General features: G+C 66.3%; 22 protein-coding genes, 1 tRNA gene and 1 pseudogene. 8 read left to right on the top strand and 16 right to left on the bottom strand.

All coding sequences use genetic code 11. From position 1 onward, the window contains the following. Positions 1-114: 114 nt before the first annotated feature. A complete protein-coding gene (locus DY468_RS24845) occupies positions 115-480 on the top strand; it encodes a Crp/Fnr family transcriptional regulator (RefSeq protein ID WP_349644316.1) in 366 nt (121 codons plus the stop codon). Between the two features lie 100 nt (positions 481-580). Then, positions 581-1,522, top strand: coding sequence for a sensor domain-containing diguanylate cyclase (locus tag DY468_RS21420; protein WP_164607175.1), 942 nt, complete (start codon positions 581-583; stop codon positions 1,520-1,522). A gap of 115 nt (positions 1,523-1,637) precedes the next feature. On the opposite strand, the gene DY468_RS21415 is transcribed toward DY468_RS21420, so the two are convergent. Together DY468_RS21415 and DY468_RS21410 are read right to left on the bottom strand one after the other, a co-directional pair. Next, a tRNA-Arg gene (locus DY468_RS21415) sits at positions 1,638-1,714 on the bottom strand. Positions 1,715-1,910: 196 nt separating this feature from the next. After that, positions 1,911-2,402: a DUF8051 family protein gene (locus tag DY468_RS21410; protein WP_164607166.1), complete on the bottom strand. Its 492-nt coding sequence runs from the start codon at positions 2,400-2,402 to the stop codon at positions 1,911-1,913. 160 nt (positions 2,403-2,562) lie between these two features. On the opposite strand from DY468_RS21410, the gene DY468_RS21405 reads away from it, so the two are divergent. After that, positions 2,563-3,111: a GNAT family N-acetyltransferase gene (locus tag DY468_RS21405; RefSeq protein ID WP_349644315.1), complete on the top strand. Its 549-nt coding sequence runs from the start codon at positions 2,563-2,565 to the stop codon at positions 3,109-3,111. Positions 3,112-3,172: 61 nt separating this feature from the next. Here DY468_RS21405 and DY468_RS21400 read toward each other — a convergent pair whose 3' ends face one another. Beyond that, on the bottom strand, positions 3,173-3,586 hold the full coding sequence (locus tag DY468_RS21400; RefSeq protein WP_110787484.1) for a YccF domain-containing protein: 414 nt from the start codon (positions 3,584-3,586) through the stop codon (positions 3,173-3,175). Between the two features lie 301 nt (positions 3,587-3,887). Between DY468_RS21400 and DY468_RS21395 the strand changes: the two genes are divergently transcribed. Beyond that, the gene (locus DY468_RS21395) at positions 3,888-4,211 is read left to right on the top strand and encodes a hypothetical protein (protein WP_164607164.1); all 324 of its coding nucleotides are present in this window, start codon (positions 3,888-3,890) and stop codon (positions 4,209-4,211) included. Positions 4,212-4,460: 249 nt separating this feature from the next. On the opposite strand, the gene DY468_RS21390 is transcribed toward DY468_RS21395, so the two are convergent. The 3 genes from DY468_RS21390 to DY468_RS21380 all read right to left on the bottom strand — a co-directional run bounded on the left by DY468_RS21390 (position 4,461) and on the right by DY468_RS21380 (position 9,537). Next, complete coding sequence (locus tag DY468_RS21390; RefSeq protein WP_164607162.1) at positions 4,461-6,053, bottom strand: gamma-glutamyltransferase family protein; 1,593 nt, start codon at positions 6,051-6,053, stop codon at positions 4,461-4,463. A 117-nt stretch (positions 6,054-6,170) separates the two neighbouring features. Next, a complete protein-coding gene (locus tag DY468_RS21385) occupies positions 6,171-8,885 on the bottom strand; it encodes a bifunctional diguanylate cyclase/phosphodiesterase (protein WP_164607161.1) in 2,715 nt (904 codons plus the stop codon). 247 nt (positions 8,886-9,132) lie between these two features. Then, the gene (locus DY468_RS21380; protein ID WP_164607159.1) at positions 9,133-9,537 is read right to left on the bottom strand and encodes a hypothetical protein; all 405 of its coding nucleotides are present in this window, start codon (positions 9,535-9,537) and stop codon (positions 9,133-9,135) included. A gap of 402 nt (positions 9,538-9,939) precedes the next feature. Between DY468_RS21380 and DY468_RS21375 the strand changes: the two genes are divergently transcribed. Next, a complete protein-coding gene (locus DY468_RS21375) occupies positions 9,940-10,134 on the top strand; it encodes a hypothetical protein (protein ID WP_164607157.1) in 195 nt (64 codons plus the stop codon). Here DY468_RS21375 and DY468_RS21370 read toward each other — a convergent pair whose 3' ends face one another. The 4 genes from DY468_RS21370 to DY468_RS21355 all read right to left on the bottom strand — a co-directional run bounded on the left by DY468_RS21370 (position 10,135) and on the right by DY468_RS21355 (position 14,258). Continuing rightward, complete coding sequence (locus tag DY468_RS21370; protein WP_164607155.1) at positions 10,135-11,400, bottom strand: acyl-CoA dehydrogenase family protein; 1,266 nt, start codon at positions 11,398-11,400, stop codon at positions 10,135-10,137. A gap of 79 nt (positions 11,401-11,479) precedes the next feature. Next, positions 11,480-11,824, bottom strand: coding sequence for a c-type cytochrome (locus DY468_RS21365; RefSeq protein WP_164607153.1), 345 nt, complete (start codon positions 11,822-11,824; stop codon positions 11,480-11,482). An 8-nt stretch (positions 11,825-11,832) separates the two neighbouring features. Continuing rightward, positions 11,833-12,267, bottom strand: a complete 435-nt coding sequence (locus DY468_RS21360; RefSeq protein WP_164607151.1) for a hypothetical protein — start codon at positions 12,265-12,267, stop codon at positions 11,833-11,835. Positions 12,268-12,443: 176 nt separating this feature from the next. Beyond that, the gene (locus tag DY468_RS21355) at positions 12,444-14,258 is read right to left on the bottom strand and encodes a putative bifunctional diguanylate cyclase/phosphodiesterase (RefSeq protein WP_164607149.1); all 1,815 of its coding nucleotides are present in this window, start codon (positions 14,256-14,258) and stop codon (positions 12,444-12,446) included. 179 nt (positions 14,259-14,437) lie between these two features. On the opposite strand from DY468_RS21355, the gene DY468_RS21350 reads away from it, so the two are divergent. Further along, on the top strand, positions 14,438-15,280 hold the full coding sequence (locus DY468_RS21350; protein ID WP_164607147.1) for an SDR family NAD(P)-dependent oxidoreductase: 843 nt from the start codon (positions 14,438-14,440) through the stop codon (positions 15,278-15,280). A 118-nt stretch (positions 15,281-15,398) separates the two neighbouring features. Here the strand turns inward: DY468_RS21350 and DY468_RS21345 are convergent, their stop codons facing one another. Together DY468_RS21345 and DY468_RS24985 are read right to left on the bottom strand one after the other, a co-directional pair. Continuing rightward, positions 15,399-16,778, bottom strand: coding sequence for a cytochrome P450 (locus tag DY468_RS21345; protein WP_164607145.1), 1,380 nt, complete (start codon positions 16,776-16,778; stop codon positions 15,399-15,401). Positions 16,779-16,898: 120 nt separating this feature from the next. After that, positions 16,899-18,203, bottom strand: a complete 1,305-nt coding sequence (locus DY468_RS24985; protein WP_349644314.1) for an adenylate/guanylate cyclase domain-containing protein — start codon at positions 18,201-18,203, stop codon at positions 16,899-16,901. 147 nt (positions 18,204-18,350) lie between these two features. Between DY468_RS24985 and htpX the strand changes: the two genes are divergently transcribed. Next, positions 18,351-19,325: a zinc metalloprotease HtpX gene (gene htpX, locus DY468_RS21335; RefSeq protein WP_164607143.1), complete on the top strand. Its 975-nt coding sequence runs from the start codon at positions 18,351-18,353 to the stop codon at positions 19,323-19,325. A 266-nt stretch (positions 19,326-19,591) separates the two neighbouring features. Then, the gene (locus tag DY468_RS21330; protein WP_164607133.1) at positions 19,592-21,004 is read left to right on the top strand and encodes an MFS transporter; all 1,413 of its coding nucleotides are present in this window, start codon (positions 19,592-19,594) and stop codon (positions 21,002-21,004) included. Here DY468_RS21330 and DY468_RS21325 read toward each other — a convergent pair. From DY468_RS21325 to DY468_RS21310, 4 genes and pseudogenes are all read right to left on the bottom strand, one after another. Then, positions 21,001-22,188, bottom strand: a complete 1,188-nt coding sequence (locus DY468_RS21325; RefSeq protein ID WP_164607131.1) for a pyridoxal-phosphate-dependent aminotransferase family protein — start codon at positions 22,186-22,188, stop codon at positions 21,001-21,003. The genes DY468_RS21330 and DY468_RS21325 overlap by 4 nt on opposite strands. A 56-nt stretch (positions 22,189-22,244) precedes the next feature. Next, on the bottom strand, positions 22,245-23,093 hold the full coding sequence (locus DY468_RS21320) for an LssY C-terminal domain-containing protein (RefSeq protein WP_164607129.1): 849 nt from the start codon (positions 23,091-23,093) through the stop codon (positions 22,245-22,247). Between the two features lie 34 nt (positions 23,094-23,127). Continuing rightward, positions 23,128-23,859 (bottom strand): thermonuclease family protein, encoded by a 732-nt coding sequence (locus tag DY468_RS21315; protein ID WP_164607127.1) that lies wholly within the window; start codon positions 23,857-23,859, stop codon positions 23,128-23,130. Between the two features lie 113 nt (positions 23,860-23,972). Beyond that, a pseudogene (locus tag DY468_RS21310) lies at positions 23,973-24,887 on the bottom strand (hypothetical protein); the annotation flags it as partial.

The following is a 24,887-nucleotide window of genomic DNA, read 5'->3' as shown; positions in this document are numbered from 1 at the left end:
TTTTCCAGGCGCCGGTCACCGAACCGTCCCAAACCAACATCCATCTGCTCCTCCTCGTCCGCGACCGATATCGAGTCAGAGAAAGCTGCCGCCCGCAACAGACAAAGCAGATGTGTGAATGTCGTAGAGCAGAGCCCGGCGCTCGCCGACAACGTCGTCTGCATTGCCGGCGACCGGACACGCGAGATGCTGAACCGCGCCACCGAGATGACCGGCAAATGCATCGCGCAGCGGATCGCCGCTTCGCTGCTGCGGCTGTCCGCCCAGGCCGGCGTGCGGACACCGGCCGGCATTCATATCGAATCCCCGGTGACCCGGATCGACCTCGCCTCGATGGCGGGCCTGACCTACTTCACCGTCAGCCGCACCCTCAGCGCCTGGCAGAAACAAGGCCTCGTCAAAAGCGGTCGTCACCGCCTGACAATCCTCGACGTCAGCCGGCTCTCCGAAATCGCCGAGCCGCGGATCGGGACCGGTTGAGACGAGCGGCCCGCGCACGCGCGGCCAGTGAATATAGGAATCATTAACGCGGCAGCCCTAGTCCTTAGGTCTTAGCTTATGGATCGCTGCCGGATCGCCGATGAGGGAAGACTCTGCCGCCTCGGTTTTGTCGGACCAGGCTCGCGCGCGTCTCTATGATCAGGCCTTGACCGCCGCTGGGATCGGCGCCTGGGAGTGCGATCTCGCAACCGAGCGCCTGAACTGGACCTCCGGCGTCTATGGGCTGTTCGGTTATCCGATCGGCAACCCGCTGCGGCGCGCCAGCATCGTCGATCTCTATGTCGACGAATCCCGGCGCCACATGGAGCTCGCCCGCGCCGAAGTGATCCAGAGCGGACGTCCGGTCACGCTGGAGACCGAAATCCGTACCTGGCGTGGCGAGATGCGCTGGATGCGGCTGTCGATCAACGCGCTGCGCGAGAGCGGCCGTCCGGTGCGGATTTTCGGCTGCAAACAGGACGTCACATCCGATCGCCTCGCGATCGAGCGCCTCCGGCGGCAGGCCGAAACCGATCCGCTCACCGGCCTCGCCAATCGCGCCTGCTTTCAGACGCGCTATCGTGAGGTGGTGGGCGATGGCCTCAATCACAGCTTCGCCTCGGCGTTGGTGCTGATCGATCTCGACGGCTTCAAGGAGCTCAACGACACGCTCGGCCATCTGGCCGGCGACGCGTGCCTGTGCGAAGTGGGGCAGCGGCTGAGGCGAGCGTTTCACCGCGCGGGTCTGATCAGTCGGCTCGGCGGCGACGAGTTCGCCATCATCCTGCGGGCGCCGACCGATCCGGTGCGGATCGCAGACGTGCTGCAGCGGACTATCGTGATGCTCAACCGCCCGCTGTTCTGGAACGGCCGACGCATCGAGGTCAGCGCCTCGATCGGCGCCGCCCTGATCGGCCGCCCGCATCGCAGGCGGATTACCGACCTGTTCGAAGAAGCCGACCTCGCGCTGTATCAGGCCAAAGCTGCGGGACGTAACTGCGTGCATCTGATCGGGGATCAGGCGCAGAGCCGGGCGGCTTAGGGTGGACTAGCAGCCCGCTTCAGCTCACGCGCGCGAAAGCGCTCTTGTCGCGCGGTGACTTGTTTGTCAGGCAATCAATTGGAAGGTCGCGACCACATTCTGCGTGGAGGCAGAGTGGCGCACCCGACACGATTCGAACGTGTGACCTTTGCCTTCGGAGGGCAACGCTCTATCCAGCTGAGCTACGGGTGCGTGCCCCGTTCCTGTAGCCGATCGCAACCAGATCGGCAACGGGGGAGAAAAGCGATATTTTTTCAAGGGGTAAGCCCCTCGGACGGTGGCCGCATGTTCGAATCGCGTCGGAGGCGCCGAATTCCGCCGATGGTCATTGGTCGTGCGCGGCTGGGGGGCCTTTGTGGTCGGGCGGCTCCCGCTTCCGCTCTGCAATCTAGACGCCCATCGCCGACTTGGTCGCAAAGGCCACGATGATCAGCGCCACGACGACGAGGCCGAGCACGACCGGCATCGGCAGCGTCGGTCTGGCCGAGCTTGCGGTGCCCGCCGCGCCGCGCAGCGCGACGGATGACACCGCCAAGGCGGCGCCGAGCGCTGTGCCGATCCATTCCAGCGTCGCCAGCAGCGTCGACATCGGGTTGGGCGTCACCGGGAAAATGCGGCCCAAGTCGAGCAGATAGACGCCGACGAACGCCAGGCCGGCGAGCCCGGCCCAACCATATGCTCTACCCGTCCTGATCACGCGATAGGCGAGCACGAGGCTTCCCAAGCCGAGCACGGTCAGAAACACGTTGAACCCGCCCAGCACGATCGCCGGATAGGCGCTGAAGTCGCGCGTTTCGACGAAGCCGCCGGGCACCATCAGCGCCAGGTTCAGGGCAGAGGCGACCAGAAGCGCGGGGACGATAGGGCGTGAGCTCGGCATGCGACGAATCCTCGAAATGATGCGGCGGATTGCGCCGCTCTCCTGAGAGTCGCCCGGCGCGCGCATCGGATTGAACAGGATGAAGCTCCGGCGGTCGGGCGCGAGTGCAGTGTTTTGGCCGGATTCGTCCGGCAGGGTCGTGGACCACGAGACAGGCTCGGTGGACACGATTGATATGGACACGATTGAAACAGACCGGCTGGCCCTGCGGAATTTTCGGGTCGAAGATGCAGCCGACCTTTACGCCTATTTGCGCGAACCGAGGGCGAGTTGCTTCCTTTCGCTGAAGCTTCAGGACATCGGCGCCGCGCGGGCCGAGGCCGAGGAACGCAGCCGAAGCGACGAGCACATCGCCGTCTGCCTGAAGACGTCCGGCCGGCTGATCGGCGATGTGTTCGCCATGCCCGAGGACGATACGGTTTCGGTCGGGTGGAATTTCAACGCGGATTTCGGCGGACAGGGATTCGCTTTCGAGGCCGCCCGAGCCTTGTTCGCGCATCTGTTCGCCGCCGGAGGCGCTCGTCGTCTCTATGCCTATGTGGAGGATCACAACACGGCGTCGCGACGTCTGTGTGAACGATTGGGGATGCGCCAGGAAGGGCTGTTCGTGGAATTCGTGTCGTTCAAGTCCGACGACCACGGGGAGCCGATCTACGAGAACACGATGCAGTACGCGATCCTGCGAAAGGAATGGAACGCGCGGCCGTGAGCGAACCGCTCGTGCCGGCAGGCGCGCCGACCCGCTGCGCGCCCCGCTTTGCCCGCCCGCGCTAGTATTGGTCGATCGGGACGATCACCTTGCCGATCGGCCACAGCGCGATGGCGGCCAGCTTCAGATGCGCCCAGGCGAACGGAATGCCGATGATCGTCACCGCGAGCAGCACGGCGGTGACGACATGGCCGATCGCGAGCCACCAGCCGGCCAACACCAGCCAGATCACATTGCCGATCACCCCGAGCGGCCCGGTGCCGATGTCTTCGCGTCCAGTGACGGTTTCCCGCGGCACCGCGGTCTGGCCGAACGGAAACAGCGTGTAGACCCCGATACTGAAGGCCGCACGCGCCCACGGCAGTCCGATGATGGTGATCGCCATGATCACCGCCGCGACCGCCCAGCCGACCGCCATCCAGAACCCGCCGAGCGCGATCCAGAGGATATTCAGTACCAGCGATACGGGAGACATCGTGAGCTCCTTGGAGTTCGCAGCGGTCGGGATGTGTATTCGCAAATCTCTGCTTCGGGCGATCGAAGTCAGGCGGCGAATTTAGAAGGACGCGGTGCGATAGAAAAGCCGCATCTGGCGAGGTGGCATACAATCGAAGGACTCGCTGGCCGATGGTCGGCCGTGAAAACAATCGCTGCGGCTTACCGCGAGCGCGAGATATCCACACCCGGTTCCCGCAGCCCGAAATCGCCATGATGGCGGCGAATTACGGTCAAAGCACTCGGCTACGGCGGATGTTCGCTGCACGAGGAGCCGACGCTTGCCCTACACCATCACGGCCGTTCGACAAGACGAGAAGATGCGCTGCGTGCGCGACAGTGTTTTGGTGGCGTTCGCCAAGGCGCGGATCTGGGAGAGCGAAGGCTGGGACGTTGTCATCTCCGACGAGGACGGCCGCACCTTCGGCACCGCCCAGCTCGATGCGCATGTGGCGGCATATCGCTCGCTCGATGGCACAGAACCGGGCATCGACGACGATGATCTGATCGGCCCGAAGCCGATGAACCTGCCGGCGCAGAGGTTGCGCGCGAAGCGCACGGCGACTGCACGTCCTCAGTCAGCGCCGTGGGCGATGCCGGTCTAGCGTAGCTCTGCTTTTGATCGAAGCGGGAGCGCGCTTCGGAGTTTTACAACAGGCACAACCTCATGGTGAGGAGGCGCGAAGCGCCGTCTCGAACCATGCGCCGCAGGGAATGCGTTGCCCCATCCTTCGAGACGCCCGGCTTTGCCGGGCTCCTCGGGATGAGGGCTCAGTGCCTTCGGAAAGGTCGGATCGTTTCAATCAAACGATGAATCACTCTGGGTCTGTGCGCGCCGACGACGTTCGCGCCGCTCAGCCTTCAGCGACCGCGTCGCCCCACGGCTGGGCGATTTCGGTCGCGCCGCTGTTGCTGGTGCCGTGCCGCAGCACCACGCTCGGGCAGGCGAATTTCATCGGGAAGGTTTGCACCCGCGCTTCTTCATAGTCGAATTGGCTGCGCAGTGCCTCGCGCGTCGCATTAGGCAGGCGCACGTCGCCGATCACCACCTCGCCCTCGCTGGCGTCGATCCGCGGCTGGTGGATCGCGGCGTCGAGGTCCATGCCGTAGTCGATCACGAACGACAGGATCTGCGCCACCGCCGGCAGGATGCGGCGGCCGCCGGAGGCGCCGAGTGCTAAGCGGCGGCCGTCGGGTGCCTGCGCCAGCACCGGCGTGTAGTTGGTCAGGCAGCGCTTGCCGGGCGCCAGCGAGTTCGGCCGGCCCGGCTCGGGATCGAACCACATGATGCCGTTGTTCATCATGATGCCGGTGTGTGGCGTTTCGAATTTCGAGCCGAAGGTCGACAGCAGCGTCTGCGTCACCGCCGCCATGTTGCCGTCGCGGTCGACCACCGAGAAATGCGTGGTGCAGGCCGGCGCCAGATGCTCGGCGCCGAGCGCGCGGCGGCCGTCGGCGTCGCCCATGTCGCGCAGCCGCTCCGCATAGGCCGATTGCAGCGCCCGCGCATAGGCGGCGTAGGCATCGGTGTTCGGTTCGCTGCCGCTCGGCGTCAAATTATCGCCGAGCACGCGCAGCGTGTGCGCCAGCGTCGGCCCGGCGGTCAGCTCCGGCGTCGCGAACACATGTCCGCCGCGATACGGGATCGTCAGCGGCTGCCGCAGATGCGCACGGAAGCCGGCCAGATCCTCGACCGACAGCGTGCCGCCGCTGGCCTGGATATCGGCCGCGAGGCTGCGCGCCAGGTCGCCCTCGTAGAAGTCGCGCGGCCCCTGTTCGGCGAGCTGGGCCAGCGTCGCCTGCAGCCGGTCCTGCGGCAGCACGACGTTCGACTTGATGCCCCAGGGGGCGTGCGGCGGCAGCTCGTCGATCAGATACGACGCGGCGCTGGCCTGATACCGGCGCAGATCGGCCGCGACGCTGCCGATCATCAGCGTGGTCCACCAGTCGATCGCAAGACCGTCGCCGGCGAGCGCGATGCTGGGCGCCACCAGATCGCGCCACGGCAGCCTGGCGTAGCGGCGATGTGCCTCTTCCATGCCGGCGACCACGCCCGGCACCGCGACCGCGGCCGGCCCATGAATGTTGCGGTCGTCTTTCACCCGCGGCCACGGAAACAGATCGGACGCCGCCCCGGCGCCGGTCAGCGGATAGTCCTCCACCCGCAGGCTCTGCGGCGCCCGCATGCCGTAGTCGATCACCTCGGTGCGGTCTTCCTTGGCGCGGTACAGCACCATCGCGCCGCCGCCGCCGATGCCGCTCATCCACGGCTCGAGCACGCCGAGCGCGAAGGTAGTGGCGATCACCGCGTCGATGCAGTCGCCGCCTGCCGCCAGCACATCGGCGCCGATCTCGGCGGCCCGGCGCGACTGCGCCGCGACGATGCCGCCCGTGGCGGTGATCGCCGGCTTACGAATCTGCTGCAGATGGCTGAACTGGTCGGACATGCGGAGGCTTTCGCTGAAGATGGGAGAACGGGCGGAGGCACCGGCGTCAGCCGCCGGCGCCGGCCAGTGTAGGGCCTGCTGTGCGCCGCTGCTACGACGCAGAAGCAGCCATGCCGGTCAGGCAGCGCAGGTTGAGACGTGCGTGTCGAGCAACTGGCGGAACGCCGGAGCCGGCACCGCCGGGCTGAACAGCCAGCCTTGCATCTGGGTGCAGCCGAGCTTGCTCAGGATCTCGCGCTGCCGTGCGGTCTCGACGCCCTCGGCGGTGGTGGTCATGCGTCGCGCCGCGGCGATGTTGACAACCGCCTGCACGATCGCGGTCGAGCCCTCGGCGGTGTCGATCGCGTCGATGAAGCTGCGGTCGATCTTGATCTTGTCGAACGGGAAGCGCTGCAGATAGCTCAGCGACGAGTAGCCGGTGCCGAAATCGTCGAGCGAGATCCTGACCCCGAGCGCGCGGAGCTGGGTGAGCGTGGTCAGCGCTGCGTCGTCGTCGTGAATCAGCACTGCCTCGGTGACTTCGAGTTCGAGCCGGTTCGCCGGCAGGCCGGACGCACCGAGCACGGAGGCGACCAGCAGCGCCAGCGACGGCTGACGGAACTGCACCGGCGAGATGTTGACCGCCAGCGTGATGTCGGCGTCCCAGGTCGCCGCCTCCGAGCAGGCGGTCGCCAGGGTCCAGGCGCCGATCTCGTTGATCAGGCCGGTGTCTTCGGCGATCGGAATGAACTCGGCCGGCGAGATCATGCCGCGGGTCGGGTGCCGCCAGCGCAGCAGCGCTTCGCAGCCGGTGATCGCGCCGCTGCCGAGATCGACCAGCGGCTGGTAGTGGATTTCGAAGCCGCGGCTGGTGATCGCGCTGCGCAGATCGAATTCGAGCTGGCGGCGGGTCTTGGCGGCGGCATCCATCTCCGGCTCGAAGAACCTGAAGGTGCGGCGTCCCTCGGCCTTGGCGCTGTACATCGCAAGGTCGGCGTTCTTCACCAGCTGGTCGAGATCGGCGCCGTCGCGCGGCGCGATCGCGATCCCGATCGACGCATCGGTGGAGAGCTGATGGCCGAGGCACTGATAGGGCAGGCGGATCGACTCGTAGATGCGGTCGACCAGCGCCGTCGCCTCCTCCGGGCCGTCGACTGCGATCTGGATGACGGCGAATTCGTCGCCGCCGAGCCGGGCGACAAAGTCAGTCTCGCGCACGCAGTCGCGCAGCCGCACGGCGACCTGCTTCAGCAACTCGTCGCCGACCGGATGGCCGAGCGTGTCGTTGATGCTCTTGAACTCGTCGATGTCGATATACAGCAGCGCGAACGCTGCGCCGCGGCCGGCGCGCTGCAGTTCCTTCTCCAGCCGCTGCCGGAACATGGTGCGGTTCGGCAGGTCGGTCAGGCTGTCGAAATGCGCCAGATAGGAGATCCGCTCGTCGTAGTGAGTCCGCTCGGTGACGTCCTCGTGGGTGATGACCCAGCCGCCGCCGGGCACCGGGACGCTGGAGAATTCGATCGAGCGGTCGCCGATGTTATGAACCAGCGAGACCTTCCGGCTGGACAGCGAGTCGATCAGATTGGTGGCGATTGTGTCGACATCGCCGCCCAGCGAGCCGGTGGCCTTGCGATGCTCCAATACGTCACGCAGGCTGCAGCCCGGCTTCACGATCTCCGGCGACAGGCCGTACATGTCGAGATAGCGCTGATTGCACACCACCAATCGGGCCTGCGCGTCGAACAGCAGCAGGCCCTGCGACATGTTGTTGATCGCGGTGTCGAGGCGCTGCTTGTCGAGCAGCAATTTGCGCTGGGTGGCGTGATGATGCCTGGAGATCTGATGCACGATCAGCAGCAGGATCACCGTCACCACCAGCGCCGAGACGACCGCCACCGACACCAGCAGCTTGGTCTGCCTGCGCCAGCTCGCCAGCGCGTCCTCGGTGGTCATGCTGGCCACCATCACGATTGGCAGCTCGCTCAGCCCGTGCGAGGCCACCAGACGTTCCTGGCCGTCGACCGGCGAGGTCAGCCGCGCGGTGGTATCGTCGTCGAACAGCGCCTGCTGATGCGGCGGGCCGTCGCGAAAATTCCGGCCGATCATGCCGTCGATATAGGGATGCCGCGTCAGCAGCGTGCCGTCGCTGTGGTGCACGGCAATCGCCGAATCCCCGATCAGCGACACCTGCGACAGGAAGCGATCGAAATGCATCGGCGTGATCGCGCGGGTCACGACGCCGAGAAACGCGCCGTTCGCGTCGTTCAGCCGCTGCGCCAGCACGGTGGTCCAGCCGCCCGCCAGCGCGTTCCGCTCCAGCGCCACCGTGATCCGCGGGGCGGTGCCGGCTTTGTGGTCGAGGAAGTAGCTTTGGTCGGCGATCGAGATCTCGGGGACCGGCCAGGCATTCGAGGCGTTGATCAACCGGCCGTGCGTGTCGAAGATTCGCAGCGCGGTGATGTCGGTTGCTCCCCTGGCGCGGGATCTCAGTATCTGGTGAGCCGTGAGCGTCGCCAATCCGCCGCCGAACTCGTCGGCGGATTGGCGGTGAGACTGGCGCACCGTCGCGACGATCTCGTTCTGGATCTGTAGAAAATCTTCGATTTCGCGATCGTAATGCAGTGCCAGCAACAGTGCGGTGTTGGACAGTTCGCGCTCGCCGTTCTGCAGCGCCCGCTCGCGGAAATTGTTCACCGTCAACGTCGTGATCAGTGCGATGCCGGCGATCAGGACTGCACCGCTGAGGATCAGCCAGAGGATCGGGCGGTGGCGAAGCGCTCCGGCGAGCGACAGCCGCTCGCTGACGTTCGGTGGAGGGCCGAGGGCCTGAGATCGGGCGCGGGGGCTCTGCATCCCGTGGAAACTACCAGCCACAAATGAGAGGCAGGTTAGCAATCACGGTAAGCGAATCTTGAACATGGGGCGAGCGGGACTCGAATCCGCAGAGGCCGCAGCCTGTTCAATATTGCTCACGCCGAGCGCGGCCCGGCGCTGGGGGCGAAACGGCACGCAGGGGTACTATCGAACGCAGCAGGCCGGCGGATCGCTCCGCCGGCCTGCTATTCGTGGCGGCGCGGGGTGCGCGCCCGATCGGCGTCGATCAGTTGATCGGCGTGCCCGGCCGCGGGGCCGTGGCGCTGTTGGCGCGGTAGACTTCGAACACGCCCCAGGCGGCGGCGGCCAGATACAGCAGCGCAACCAGATTGCGCGGCAGGAACATCGCCAGCGCAATCATTGCCACCGCGACGGTGCAGGCCCTCACCACCTTGTTCTGGTCGATGAAGATCAGCTTGAAGCGATCCCAGTTCTCCGCCTTCCACAGCGGCGGTGTCATGGTCTGCAGGCCGAACCTCTCCCACGCGCCCTTGAAGCCGATTTCGCGCGCCCACAACAGAAACAGCGCGATCAGGAAGGTCGCGATGGTCACGAGGGCGGCGAGAGGACCGCCGGCGTAGCCGATGACGACCACGAGGGCGATTGCAAAAGCACCGATCCAATACTGCATTGATTTACCTATTGTCACCCGGCGGTGGCGGGTGCCCTTTCAGGTTCGTCCACCCGCGCATCGCCGCGAGTGGGGTGGAAGACGGTCAGCTACGCGCACGCTGCTGCAGAGGTCGTCATCCTCGACTGCGTCCACGATCTCGAGCGCGAAACAACCGGCAAGCGCCGATTCCCAGCCCTTTTTGAATAGGGCAAATGCGAAAGCCCGACCAGTCAGGCGAATTGCTGACAGCGGATGTTGGAAACAGCGTGCGGCGGGCGGTCGCAGCGAGCGGCGTGACGGAGCATCGCTAGCAGCCGTCTTGGTCTTTCGTCGCAGCCAGGCAGGTATTCATACCAGTGGCTGATTTAATCAGTGCGTAACGACGACTGCGAATAGTCGAGCCTGAGAGGGGTAATATCCATGCTGCAGACGCTCGAAACTACGGATTTGAAAGAAGCTCGCCGGTCGCGGATTGCGCAGTTCAGCGGCCGGGCCGCGACCCTGAAGGTCGGTGGTTCGTCGGTGACCGGTATCGTTCGCGCCGTCAAGGAAGACAAGTCCGGCGAGACCCGACGCTGGATCGTCACGGTAGTGTCGCAGCCTGCCCGGCGCTGATCACTCCGTCAGCAATTGCGACGGCGGAACGAAGTGGTGGGCGTTCCGGCCCGCCTGCGCTTTCGCCTTGGCCAGTTCGGCGCGCGCCACTACGCGCAAATGCACTTCGTCCGGCCCGTCGAGAAACCGCATCGCCCGGCCCCAAGTCCATAAGTAGGACAGCGGCGTATCCGGCGTCAGGCCCATCGCCCCGAACACCTGCATGGCGCGATCGACGACCCGAGTCTGCAGCCGCGCCGCCACCAGTTTGATCGCCGAGACGTCGACCCGCGCGGCGGCGTTGCCGGCGCGGTCCATGCGGTGCGCCGCCTGCATCACCAACAGCCGCGCCTGATCGATTTCCAGCCGCGACTCGGCGATCCAGTCCTGGACATTGGCGAAGTCGGCCAGATGCTTGCCGAACGCCTCGCGCTCCAACGCGCGTTCGGCCATCAGTTCGAGTGCGACCTCGCATTGGCCGATGGTCCGCATGCAATGATGCACCCGGCCTGGTCCGAGTCGGTCCTGCGCCAGCCGGAAGCCTTTGCCCTCTTCGCCGAGCAGGTTGGCGGCCGGCACCCGGACATCGCGGAACAGCAGCTCGCAATGCCCTTCCGGCGAGTGATAATGCATGATCGGAATGTTGCGGACGATCGACAGGCCGCGCGTGTCCATCGGCACCAGCAGCATCGAGTGTCGCTCGTGCGAGGTCGGCGGCAGGCTGTCGTCCGAGACACCCATCACGATCGCAAGCTTGCAGTTTGGATGCGCCGGTCCGGTGATGAACCATTTGCGGCCGTTGACGACGTAGTGGTCGCCGTCGCGCCGGATCGTGGTGCGGATATTGCGAGCGTCAGAAGACGCCGCGTCCGGCTCGCTCATCGCAAAGCAGGAGCGGATCTCGCCGATCAGCAACGGATCGAGCCATTGGCTGCGCTGCTCCGGCGTCGCCGCCAGATGCAGCAGCTCCATGTTGCCGGTATCGGGCGCGTTGCAGTTGAACACTTCCGAGGCCCAATGCACCCGGCCCATGATCTCGGCGAGCGGCGCGTACTCGACATTGCCGAGGCGCTGGCCGGGATCCTCGTCGCGCAGCCCGGGCAGGAACAGATTCCACAGATCTTCGGAGAACGCCTTCGACTTCAGCCGCTCGATCAAATCCAGCGGATAGCGACCGGCGGCGACCGCGCGATGCCACGCGACATTGGCCGGCTCGACGTGGAAGCGCATGAAATCGGAAAGCTGCGCGCGCAGCCGTTGCACCTTGTCGCTGTGTTCGAAATCCATACAGGGCTCTCAGGCGGGAAGGGCGGCGGAGCGTCCCGCCGAGGGCGAAGGTGTCGGGCGCGGTGGGACTACGCCCGGATCAACTGCGCTTCAGGCTGAGAATGTACTGCACGATCTCCGCGGCATCGCCGGGCGCGATGATGAAGTTCGGCATGTTGGCGTGATTGGAGCGCAGGAATACGGTCAGCGATAGCGCCGTGGTCGAGGGCAGGTTCGCGATCCGCGCGAAGGCCGGACCTTTGCCCTCCCGGCCATCACCCGCCGCGACGGCGTGGCAGTCCGAACACCACGCGACCGCGAGCTTGTGACCGGCCGAAACAGCATCCTGCGGGGCTGCACCGCCAGCGCGGTGCAGCCGAACGATCAGCAGCACCGCAACGATCAGAACACCCGTGGCCAGCAGCCGGATCCAGCCGTGCGACATCGCCGCGCTTAGTGACGGACGGTGCCGGGCGCGACGTGGAATTCCTTATCCAGCGCGTCGAGCGTCACCTTGTTGGCGCAGTACGCCTGGTAGTGCTCGGCGAGCGAGCCGTCGGCGATGTCGTGATCGCACTCGGCCTTGTGGCGGCACAGCGCACACACCCGCTCGAGGTCCCGCATCACCAGCGGCTGGGCGCGGGCGATGGCGTCCTCGTCGATGCCGAGCACCTTGAGGAGCTGCGGCAGCTCTTCGACCTTGTGCGGGCCCTGGCGGACCAACTCGTCGAGGTCGGACGCGGTGACGCCGAGGTCGTGGGCGATGCGGCCGAATTCGGCGGAGTCGAACTGACACATCTCGACGACTTCGCGGCGATGCTTCAGCCAGTCGGCGAAGGTTTCGATCAGCCGGTCGACGAGCGGATAGGGGCGGCTATGGGCAGGCATTTCGCCCTCCAAGATGTCTGACGGTGGCGGTACAATCGCCGAACGCCCCCCGCGTCACATTGCGATAGATCAAGCTGACGACCCTCGGACAGTACCGGAGGTGCGCCAAGCTGATCATCAGTTGTTTGTTCGCTGTGAGGAATGCGAATGCGGGGCCGCGCGATACGCTTGCTGGCTCAGCGTCGCGCGTAGCTGGTGCCGATCAGCGACTGTCGCGCCTGTTCGATCTGTCGTCCGGGAGCGTCGGTGCGCGCGGTGACGAATGTAGATGTGGTTTGCGGCAGTTCTTCGAGAAAGATCGGCCTGGCGTAGTAGTAGCCTTGCGCGTAGCGAATCCGTGTCATCGCCTGCAGGTAAGCGAGCTCTTCGAAGGTCTCGAGACCTTCGGCAATCACGGTCATGCCGAGCGCGTCGCTGAGCGACTCGATCGCACGCAGAATGCCCTGGCTGCGCGGTCGCTTGTGGATGTCGGTGATGAACGAGCGGTCGATTTTGATCTCGTCGGCGGTGATGTCCGCGAGCGCCGACAGCGACGAATAGCCGACGCCGAAATCGTCGATCGAAAGCCCGACGCCGATCTTGCGCAGCATCGGCAGGATTTCAGCCTGGAACGGCCCCTTGGTGACGAATGCGTCTTCGGTGATCTCGACCATGAACCGCGTCGGGCTACCGGTCGCCGCAAGTGCCTCGCAGAACGAGCGCATGAAATCCGGCGAGCCGGCCTGTTTGGCGGCGACGTTGACACTGATGCTGGCGCTTTCGCCGAAGGCGAGGTTGATCAGGTCGATCGACTTCATGATCTCGCCGAGCACCAGATGTGTCAGCTCGTCGATCAGGCCGAGTTCGACCGCGAGGTCGATGAAGGAACCGGGCGCCTGGATCACGCCGTTGTCGTCGCGCAGGCGGACCAGCGCCTCGATGCCCTGGATCTCGTTGGTGCGGATGTCGACCTTGGGCTGGAACGCGCAGCAGAACCGCTTGTCGAGAATGGCCTGGCGCAGCGACTGCTCCACAGCCATCCGTTCCAACGCTTCGCGCTCCATCGCGATGTTGAAGATCGCCAACGCGCCCTTGGCGTTGCTTTTGACACGGTACATCGCGATGTCGGCGTTCTGCCGCAGCGCCTCATAGCTGCGGCCATGCTCCGGATACAGGCTGACGCCGATCGAGGCCGAGGCGAACACTTCGGTGTCGCCGATAAAAAACGGTGCTTTCAGCCGCTGCAGCAGGAACGCGATATGATCGGCGACTTCCGCCTCGCTGGTCACGGGATCGAGCAGCAGCAGGAACTCGTCGCCACTGATGCGCGACAGCACGTCGCGGTCGCGCAGCTCCAGCGACAGCCGCTTGGCGATTCCGACCAGCAGCTCATCGCCGACCGAATGGCCGTAGTAATCGTTGATGTGCTTGAAATTATCGACGTCGAGGAACGCCAGCGCGAAATGGCATGGACGCTGGTCGTCGAGCAAAGCGGTGACGTGGCGCTCGATCACGGCGCGGTTCGGAAGGCCGGTGAGCTCGTCGTAATAGGAGCGGCGGAACAGCTCATCCTCGATCGCCTTCTGTTCGGTGACGTCGAGCGAGCTCGACAGCAGCAATCGGCGGCCCGCGATCTCCACCGGCTTGTGCGCGGTCAGCAGCGCGCGTGCCGGGCCGCCGAAGGCAATCCGTTCCTCGCAGGTGCCGGGCTGCCCTCGTGCCAGCACCGCGGCGCCATCGAGCCGGCGGCGATCGAGCGGCAGGTTCCCGTCCGCGTCGGTCGCCAGAGGGGGGAGACGATACTGCGCGGCGGCTGCATCGTTGACGAAGACGAAGCGGCCGTGTTCGTCCTGCACCGTCACGGCCGACGGCAGCGCGCGCACGATTTCCTTGAACAGCCGCAGATCGGCTTCCTCGGGCGCGGCAGGCTGGATTTGCGAAAGCGCGACTTCCCGGTCGCCGGCGGCGTCGGTCGTCTCAGTCGGTGAAACGGATGTGGCAGCGCTCGTCATGCGCACCAGACATGGCAATATTCGCTGTAGTAATGGTTAAGGACCGCAGCTTGCTGCGGTGTAATCGTCGTATCCGGAGCAGATTTGAATTGCAGTCGAGTATTTGTCATTAACAGCGTCTCAATGTCGATAACGAGAGAGGTAGCAGGTAACGCCTGCTCGATCAGGGAGTGACAAGGATGGGACGGCTCGACGGTAAGGTTGCGGTGATCACCGGCGCAACCAGCGGCATCGGTTGGCGCACTGCGGAGGTATTTGTAGCCGAAGGCGCCAGGATCGTGGTGGCGGGTCGCCGCGTCGCGGAAGGCGAGGCGCTGGCGGCGCAACTCGGCGAGTCCTGCGTCTTCAAGCAGACCGACGTCACCGACGAGGCCCAGGTGCAGGCGCTGATTGCTACCGCGCTCGACCGGTTCGGCCGGCTCGACTGCCTGTTCAACAATGCCGGCGGCCCGGCGCAGACCGGCGGTATCGAAGGGCTCGAGGTCGACCGCTTCGACGCCGCGATGGCGACGCTGGTGCGCAGCGTGATGCTGGGGATGAAGCACGCCGCGCCGGTGATGAAGAAGCAAGGCTCCGGCTCGATTATCAACAACGGCAGCATCGCGGGCCGGCTTGCCGGTTTCTCGTCGTCCCTGGTGTACGGTGCCGCCAAGGCGGCGGTGAACCACTTCACCAAATGCGTCGCGATGGAGCTCGGCGAATCCGGCATTCGTGTCAATTCGATTTCTCCAGGCGCGATCGCCACCGGCATCTTCGGCAAGGCACTCGGACTGACCACCGACGCGGCCGAAAAGACTGCGGCGACGATGCGCGAGATCTACCGGACCGCGCAGCCGATCCAGCGCGCCGGCATCCCGGACGACATCGCCCAGGCCGCTGTGTTTCTCGCCAGCGACGAGTCGAGCTTCATCAACGGTCACGACCTCGTGGTCGACGGCGGTATCACCGGCGGCCGCAACTGGACCGCGCAGCAGCAGGGCTACGTCGCGCTGCGCAAGGCGTTCGATCACGGCGAGGGGTGAACGACACGCTTGCCGCCATTGCGAGGAGCGAAGCGACGAAGCAATCCAGCGACGCCGTGCTACGGACTCTGGATTGCTTCGCTCCGCTCGCAATGACGGACTAATGCGGTGCGTTGAACTACGTCGCCGGCCTCACCTGCACCCGCAGCCCGTCCTTCGGCTTGGGGATCGGCCACATCTGCCACGACGCCTGATAGTTCGGCGGCAGCGACAGGTCGACGTTCTGCAGCAGGTGCACGGCGAAGCACTTCGCCTGCATGTAGGCGAAGTTGAGCCCGAGACACATATGGGCGCCGCCGCCATAGGGAATCCAGGCGAAGCGGTGGCGGCCGCGCGAGGCGTCGTCGGTGAAGCGCAGCGGATCGAACTGCTCTGGATTCGGCCAGATCTCCGGCATGTGGTGGGTGTACAGCGGATTGACCGCCACCATGGTGCCGGCCGGAATCGTGTAGCCCTTGAAGGTGAAGGCGCGCGTCGCCCGCCGCGGCAGCGACGGCACCGGCGGCCGCAGCCGCATCGCTTCCTTGAATGCCATTTCGGTGAGCGGCAGCGCGTCGAGCTGTTCGAAGCTGATCGGCTCGCCCGGCTTCAGGCCGAGGCCGGCGATCTCTTCGCGCAGCTTCTGCTGCCATTCCGGATGCGCTGCCAGCGCGGCGACGAACGAGGTCAGGGATGAGGTCAGCGTGTCGTGCGCCGCCATCATCAGGAAGCTCATATGATCGATGATCGCCTGGTTCGACAGTAGCGCGCCGTCGTCGTGGGTGGCGCGGCAGAGCTGCGAGAACAGATCGTCGCCGCCCTTGGCCCGGCGGATCGGAATCTGTTCGGCGAAGTAAGCGACGATGCGCTGGCGCCCCTTGACGCCGCGGGCCATCGCGGTGCCGGGCCACGGCTTGCGGATCGGCGCGACTGAAGCTGCGACCATGTCGATGAAGGCGCGGTTGACCTCTTCGGTCTCGGCGCCGATCGCGGTGCCGAGGAACGAGGTCGCGGCGAGATCGAGGGTGAGCTGCTTCATCGCCGGATAGCACAGCATCTCGCCGGGGCGGCTTCGCCACTCCGTGATGCGGCGGGCAATGCCGGCGTTGAGTTCGGCCAGATAGGACTGCATCGGCCCGGCCTTGAACGCCACCGACAGGGTGCGCCGGTGCAGCCGGTGCTCGTCGAAATCGAGCATCATCAGGCCGCGCGGAAACAGCCGGCCGAGGATCGGGCCCCAGCCATGGGTCGACGAAAACAACTTGGTATTGTCGAACAGCGCCAGCTCGTTGGCTTCCGGCCCGAGCAGGGTGATCGAGGTCTCGCCGAGCACGCGGCTGCGATAGACCGGACCATAGGTCCGCGCCATCTTCTCGACCTCGCCCTTCGGATCGGCGAGCACCGCGAGCGTCCGGCCAATGATCGGCCAGCCTTCGTCACCGGGGATGTGGGCGAGCGCGCTCGGCTTTGGTGGCGACAGCCGTGCGACGAGTGACGAATCCGCAACCTGGATCGACATGGGGCCTCCCTAGGCGGTTGTATCGGCCATGCGGAGGTGTGCCCCCGTTCTGTGGCGCGTTGCAGTTGAAAATAGGAGGCGTGCGCTCGGCTTGGCAAGGCCAAACCGACGCACCGAGGATTATGACGCAGCGGCCAGCGGCTGACGCAGCGGCGGTTCGGGCGGAGCCAGGATCGTCATCGGAACGGTGACGCCGCGCAGCGGGTAGTCGCCGAGCGGCTCCAGCGGTGCGTCGATATGGGCCGCGGCCGCCGCCGTCACCAGGATGCTGCGGCCGATGCTCTTCTGCAGTGCTTCGACCCGGCTGGCTTCGTTCACGGCCGGTCCGATCACGGTGAAGTCGAGCCGTTCGGCGGCGCCGATATTGCCGAAGAACACTTCGCCCTCGTGCAGCGCGATGCCGGCGCGGAGCGGTCGCCAGCCTTCGCAGGTCACGCCCGCCGGGTCGACCAGATTCAGCCGCGACAGGCCGGCTTGCGCTTCCATGGCGGCCGTCAGCGCGGCGTTGCCGGCGGCGCGCGGATTGTCGCCGAGTGGAAACACCGCCAGCAGCCCGTCGCCGATGAACTTCAGGACGTCGCCGCCGTTGCGCAGCACCGCGTCGGCGAACACCTCGAAGTAAGCATTCAGCAGCGCGATCATGTCGTTGCCGCACAGCCGGTCGGACAGATCGGTGAAACCGCGCAGATCCGACATCCAGATGATGGCGTGGATCGGCTCGCCGGCGCCGCGCTTGATGTCGCCGCTCAGCACCTTGGCGCCGGCCACCGGGCCGAGATAGGCGCCGAGCGCGTTGATGGCGATCCGGGTGGCGACGTGGCGGCCGACATGCAGGCCGAACAGCGTCAGCAGGCGCTTGAGCTGCGCCAGATGCTCGTCGCTGAAGCCACCCGGCTGGGTGGTCGCCAAGGTGACGGCATGGCGGAAGCGCTCGCCGCCCATCGGCAGCGCCAGGTACTCGGTGTAACCGCCGGCCGCGAGATCGCGCATGATCGGGAATTCCGCCTGCGCGGCGGCGTCCTGCGGATTGCGCCGGATCGCCTTGCCGCCCTCGAACAGGTTGCGCAGCGGATTGAGTCGGAACGCGTCGCTATCGGCGGTCGATTGGTTGACCTGGACTTCGTCGCACAGCCCGTCGGAGGCGCGCCAGTTCCAGGCGAAGCCGAGCAGCTGCGGATGCAGGGTGCGGATGTGCAGCGAGGCGCGATGCACCGGCAGCCCGACCGCGGTCATCCGCCACATCAGCGATTCGAATGTCAGCAGCATTTCCGGTTCGGCGGAGGCTTCGTGCAGCAGCCAGGTGTCCAGCTCGGCCAGCGTGATGCTGGCGGGCAGGCAGGCGCGGCCGCGCTGGCTGCGGCGGATGATGCTGACGCCGGCGGGATAGACGCGCATCGCGTCGGGTGGGGCGGTCGGATCGGTCACACAGGAACTTTCGTTGAGGGATTGCGGCCGCGGCGAGCCGCGACGGCCTGCCGCACGAAGCGATCTTGCCCCGGCTGGCGGAATTCCCCATCTCACGGATGCGTTATCCCGGCTCCCTCGAGGAGCGGAAGACGCAGGAGGAGGACCATGAGTTACTTCAAGACCGCTCTCTTGCTGGCCGGCCTGACCGCGCTGTTCATGGGGGTCGGCTATCTGATCGGCGGCGCCAACGGCGCGTTGATCGCGCTCGTCGTCGCCGCGGCGATGAACATCTTCACCTACTGGAATTCCGACCGGATGGTGCTGTCGATGTACGGCGCCCAGGAGGTCGACGAGCGCACCGCGCCGGATCTCTACCGGATGGTGGCGGAACTGGCCGGCCGCGCCTCGCTGCCGATGCCGCGGGTGTTCATCATGGACAACCCGCAGCCGAACGCCTTCGCCACCGGCCGCAATCCGGAGAACGCCGCCGTCGCCGTCACCACCGGCCTGATGCACCAGCTCAGCCGCGAGGAACTCGCCGGCGTGGTGGCGCACGAGCTGGCGCACATCAAGAACCACGACACGCTGCTGATGACCATCACGGCGACCATCGCCGGTGCGATCTCGATGGTGGCGCAGTTCGGCATGTTTTTCGGCGGCAACCGCGAGAACAACAACGGCCCGGGCCTGATCGGCTCGCTGGCGTTGATGATCCTCGCGCCGCTCGGCGCCATGCTGGTGCAGATGGCGATCAGCCGGACCCGCGAATACGCCGCCGACGAAATGGGCGCGCGGATCTGCGGCCAGCCGATGTGGCTCGCCTCGGCGCTCGGCCGGATCGAAGCCGCGGCGCATCAGGTGCCGAACTACGACGCCGAACGCTCGCCGGCGACCGCCCACATGTTCATCATCAACCCGCTGTCGGGGCAGGGCATGGACAATCTGTTCGCCACCCACCCGTCCACCGACAACCGGATCGCGGCGCTGCAGCGGCTCGCCGCCGAGATCGGCGGCAGTCCGTCTCGCCCGGCCTCGGCGTTTTCGCGCAGCGCCGGCGCCGCTCCCTGGAGCGGCACACCGCGCGGCACCGGCCGCAGCCCGTGGGGCGGCCAGCCGCGTGGCCGTGGCCCGTGGGGTTAGTCCGGCCCAGATGATCGTTGCCTCGAAGGCCCCGGTTCGCCGGGGCCTTTTTGCTGATCGGTCGCCTTCACCCGTCATTGCGAGGAGCCGAAGGCGACGAAGCAATCCAGCCGCTTTGTGCGGGTGATTCCTGGATTGCTTCGCTACGCTCGCAATGACGCGGAGAGGGGCTTGCTGAACGACGGATGTTTACCTGGCTGGTAATCGACCCGATGATGCCGGGCTGCGACCGTGGGACAGCTCAAGCCTTGCCGGGATCTGCCGCCATGCACCAGACCGTTGCCGCAACCGATAACTCGCGCCGCTGGCAGGTGCTGGCGATCGTGGTCGCCGCGCAGTTCATGTTCGGGGTCGATGCCTTTATCGTCAACGTCGCGCTGCCGACGATCTCGACCGAACTCGGCGCATCGTTGTCGCAGCTCGAGGCGGTGATCGCGGTCTACCTGATCGGCTACGCGACGCTGATCGTCACCGGCGGCCGGCTCGGCGACATTTTCGGCACCAAGACGGTGTTCCTGCTCGGCGTCGCCGGCTTCACGCTGACCTCGCTGTGGTGCGGGCTGGCGCGCTCCGGTCCGGAACTGATCCTGGCGCGGCTCGCGCAGGGCACCACGGCGGCGTTCATGGTGCCGCAGGTGCTGGCGACGCTGCATGTGCTGTTTCCCGATGCTGCGCGCGCCAAGGCGTTTGCGATTTACGGCACCGTGCTGGGGCTTGCCGGCGCCACCGGCTTTGCGCTCGGCGGCCTGTTGGTGACGCTCGATCTCGGCGGCTTCGGCTGGCGTTCGATCTTCTACGTCAATGGTCCGGTCGGGCTGATCATCATCGCGGCTGCCGCCCGGGTGATGCCGCAGACGCCGCGGCGGCCGGGCACGCGGCTCGATCTCGGCGGCGCCGTGATCCTGTTCTCCGGCCTCGTCTGCGTGATCGGGCCGCTGTTGTTCGGCCGCGATGTCGGCTGGGCCGGCTGGGTCTGGGCCGTGATGGCGGGCGGCGGGGCGATGCTGGCGCTTTTCCTGCGCTACGAACGCCGCGTCGCCGCACGCGGCGGCATGCCGGTGGTCGATCTGACGTTGCTCACCGATCGCGCTTTCGTCCGCGGCCTCGGTGCGGTGTTCTGTTTCTTCTTCGCCAACCAGTCGTTCTATCTGGTGATGACGCTGTACATGCAGCTCGAGCTGAACGTGCCGCCGCTGCAGGCCGGCCTGGTATTCCTGCCGCTCGCACTGGCCTTCGTGATTGCGTCGCGGCATTCGGGCGCGCGCGCCCGGCGCCGCGGCACGCTGGTGCTGATCGAGGGCTGCCTGCTGCAGATCGCCGGTCTCGGCCTGATCGCCGCCACGGTGACGGTGATCGCGTCGCCGACGCCGTTCGTGTTGGCGCTGGCGTTGTTGGTCGCCGGCTATGGCCAGGGCCTGGTGATGGCGCCGCTGTCGGGCGTGGTGCTGTCGAGCGTACAGGCGACCAGCGCCGGCTCGGGCTCGGGCCTCTACGGCACCACGACGCAGATCGCCAGCGCCGCCGGCGTTGCGGCGCTCGGTTCGGTGTACTTCACGCTGGCGCAAAACGGCTCGGGCCGTGTCGCCTTGCTCGGCGCGCTGGCGCTGCTCGGGTTCGCGGTTGCCGGCTGCATCGGGCTGCTGCGCTGGATGCGCCGCGCCGTGGCGGTGGCGGCCTAAGCCGGCACGTTCTCAGCCAGGCACGCCACTGCGGCATCGACGCCGCCGCGGCTGTGCGGGATGCCGAGTGCGGTCAGCGCCATCTCGATCACGCCGAGGGTGCCGAGCACCATCGGGGCGTTGACGTGGCCCATATGGGCGATCCGGAACGCCTTGTTCTGCAATTCGCCGATGCCGACGCCGAGCACCACGCCGCACTTCTCCTTGCAGTAGCGATGCAGCGCCGCGACGTCGTGGCCCTCGGCGGCCCGCACGGTGGTGACGGTGTCGGCGCGTTCGTCCGGATGCTCGATGTTGAAGCCGAGCACGTTGCCTTCGGCCCAGACGTCGACGGCGCGGCGCACCGCGCCGGCGAGCAGATGATGCCGCCGGAAGGTGTTGTCGAGTCCTTCGGCGAACAGGATGTCGAGCGCCTTGCGCAGCGCGAACAACAGATGCACCGGCGCAGTGCCGGCGTATTTCTGGTAGTGCTCCGGCCCGTCGCGTTCGGTCCAATCCCAATACGGCGTGCGCAGACCGGCGCTTTGATGCACGGCGCGGGCGCGTTCACCGACCGCGACGAACGACAGGCCGGGCGGCGACATCAACCCCTTCTGCGAGGCAGACATTGCGACGTCGATGCCCCAGGCATCCATCTCGAACGGCATGCAGCCCAGCGACGCCACTGCATCGACCATGAACAGCGCCGGGTGGCCGGCGGCCTTGATGGCGCGGCCGATCGCTTCGAGATCGTTGCGGGCGCTGGAGGCGGTGTCGACCTGCACCACCACGATCGCCTTGATCGTATGCGCAGTATCCCGGCGCAGCCGCGCTTCGACTTCGTCGGCGCGCACCGCGCGGCGCCAGTCACCCGGCATCACCTCGACCTCGCAGCCCATCGCGCGTGCCGCATTGCCCCAGCCGACCGCGAACCGTCCGCTTTCCAGCACCAGCACCTTGTCGCCGCGCGACAGCACGTTGCTGATCACCGCTTCCCAGGCGCCGTGGCCGTTGGCGATGTAGATGTACGATCTGCCCTTGGTGGCGAACAGCCGGCTGAGATCGGCGAGAAGCCCCTCGCTCAGCGCCACCATCTCCTTCGAATAGATGTCGAGCGCCGGGCGATGCATCGCCTGCAGCACTTCGTCGGGCATGGTGGTGGGTCCGGGAATCGCCAAGAATTCCCGTCCGGCGCTGACGGCCATGATGCTTGTCCCTGTGATGAGAGGTTGCGCGACCATGCCGGGCCGCGGGGTCGATTTCAAGGCACCGGCGCGCCGGGCTCGATTGCGTCCGTGACGGTGCGGAAGATCTGGTCCTTGATCTGGGTGGCGAGCGGACTCGGCAGGATCTCGACCGGTCCGCTGCGCGTCTTGCAGCCTTCGGTCAGCCGCAGAATCCAGACCTCGCCATCGGTGTAATACGAATCGCCTTCGCCATTGCGTCCGGCGACCGTCGGACCTACGCCGGTGATCTGATATTTCGCCTCGACCATCTTGGTCGCTTCGAGGTCGGCGGCGAAGCGCTCACGTTCGGCGTCGATATCCGGCGCGATGTGATGCGTCACAGCGCCGGTGTAGTGACTGATGCCAACGCCGCGGTCGAAGGTGGCGCTGCCGAGCCAGACCGGGCGGCCTTCCTGGCCGCTGTCGAGCACTTTCCAAAGCCGAACATGGTTGCGGCGGTCGGCGCTGCGTCCGTCGGGTTTCTCGAAGGCGAGATCCTCGCGGCGATCGAGATAATACAGGCTGGACACCGGCGCGTCCGGATAGGGCCGGTCCAGCAGCACGCTGCCGGCGATTGCGATCGACGAGCGCAGCGTGATCGGATCGGCCGGATGCCAATGCGCCGCCAGGATCGCGCAGACGATGTCGTGCTGATCGCCAATCAGCCCGACATTGATCGGGTCGCCCGGAATGCCTTGCGCCGTGCGGGTCACCATCGGCATGTCGGCGAGTTTGCTCTGGTGTTCGTAATGGGTCCAGAACAGCGGCAGCGCCAGATAGGCGAGGATCGCGTAGCAGCCGATCAGCACCACCGAAATCTGCGACACCCGCCGCAGCCGGCGCTTGCGCGGCCGCTGCGATGGTTCGTCTGCTGTCTGCTTCACCCGTCGCCCCCGCAGCCGGCAGGTCGCGCTCGGATCAGCGCCGCGTCTCGCGGCAGCCGGCGGCCTCGGCTTCCTCGACCGAACAGAACCAGCGCGTGCCCTTGCTGATCTTCATTCGGATCTGTGCATACCAGCGGCTGGTCGGCTTGTGATAGATGCATTCGCCGGACCTGTTGACGTTGCCCTTGATGGTGCAGTCCGGCGACGGCGCCACCGGTCCGGAGGCCGAGGCGAGCAGAATCCGGCGGGCATCCTTCGGCGGTCTGGTGGCGCCGAGGATCGGCGTCTTGCTGCTGCGCACCCGCCACGCCCAGGGTGCGATGAACGAGCCCTGCCACAGCCCGAGCTTGGCCGCGCGGGCGTCTTTTTCCTCGGCCTCGTAGGCGCGGGAGTACTGCACGTAGGCCAGCGCCCAGCCGTTCTTCACCATCCATTGCCCGGGGTCCTCACCGTCGATGTCGCATTTGGCGATCGAGCGGCCGGCCTTGTCGACGCGCAGGACGTGGCAGGTCCAGCTCTTGCCGGCCGTATGCTGGACCAGCGCGTCGCGTGCGGCGACGCCGCAAGTCCAGCGGTCCCCTTTGGTATTGAGACAGAGCTGATCCAGCCCCGGTGCGTCGATGCCGGCGAGGCGGATGCGGGACTTGCCGATCAGAATATGGTCGCCGTCGCGGATCTTGGGTACGCCGCTGATGTCGGCGGCCTGGGTCGTTACCGGCAGCAGCAGGAGCAAAAGCGGCAGCAGCCATGTGTTCAGCTTGAGCATGCGTCGACCTTCCCGGCAGTCACCCTGCGGTCAAACAGGTCCGGCGATTGTGCTGAATCTTGGGCCGACGGGCCAGAGGCTCGGTGATGCTGCGAGTCAACTTCGCGCGAAGCTCAGGCGTGGTGTGCCCGCTGCAGCAGCGCCTTGCGCGCCAGCGCCAGCCCCATCAGCACGAACGCCGAGGTCACCTCCGGGCCGCCGACCAGAATGCGCGTCGGCGTCTTCATCTTGTTCCACTCGTAGGCTTTGAACGGCGCCCGGCGACCGCCTTCGCCGAGATGGCTCAGGATGCAGTGCAGCGCCGGGGCGAGGTGCGCGGGATCGCCGCCGAGATGGCCGAGCGCGATCAGCGCCAGCGCGGCGTCGAACACGTTCATCTCCTTGGCGATCAGTTCGTCCTGCACGTAGGCCAGCACGCGCTGCCGGATCGCCTCGAACACGCCGTCCGGATCGATCGCACGCCTGGCGGCTTCGTCCAGCGTCCGGAACGTGGCGTAGCAGCGGCCGAAATACGCGCAGTACAATTCCGGCAGATAATACACATGCGACTTCGGATCGGCGAAGGCGCCGCTCGCCACCAGCCGGCGCTGGAAGTCGACGATGCGGCGCACCGTCTCCAGCCGTGCCGGAGTCTCGACGATCCGCCAGCGCGCGCAATTGCGGAAGCTGACCTCGAGCACGTCGAGATTGAGCGTCGGGTCGAGATCGTTGCCGAACGGGCGCTCGCCGGCGAGGCTGTCGATCCAGGTGACGATGCCGCCGTCGTAGTCGATATTGTCGTTGAGCGGCACTGTGACCATCGGCGCGTTGGCGCCGGCACGGACCTGATAGGTGCGATAGAAGTCGATCAGCGGCTGACCGATGATCGGATCGGACGAATTCGCCTGGGTGGCGGCCGAAATCGAGCAGGCGGTGGTGTCGCAGTCCGGCACGTAGACGCCGAAGCCGAGGTTGTGTTTGACCTTGGCGAAGAACCGCGAAAACCGTGGGTGCGGCGGCGGCGCCAGCGCGGTGAACCTGTCTCCTAT

The sequence above is a fragment of the Rhodopseudomonas sp. BR0M22 genome, assembly GCF_010907035.1.
Classification (GTDB): Bacteria; Pseudomonadota; Alphaproteobacteria; order Rhizobiales; family Xanthobacteraceae; genus Rhodopseudomonas.
Note: the sequence above shows the minus strand (reverse complement) of the source record. Positions and strands in the feature narration are given on the sequence as shown.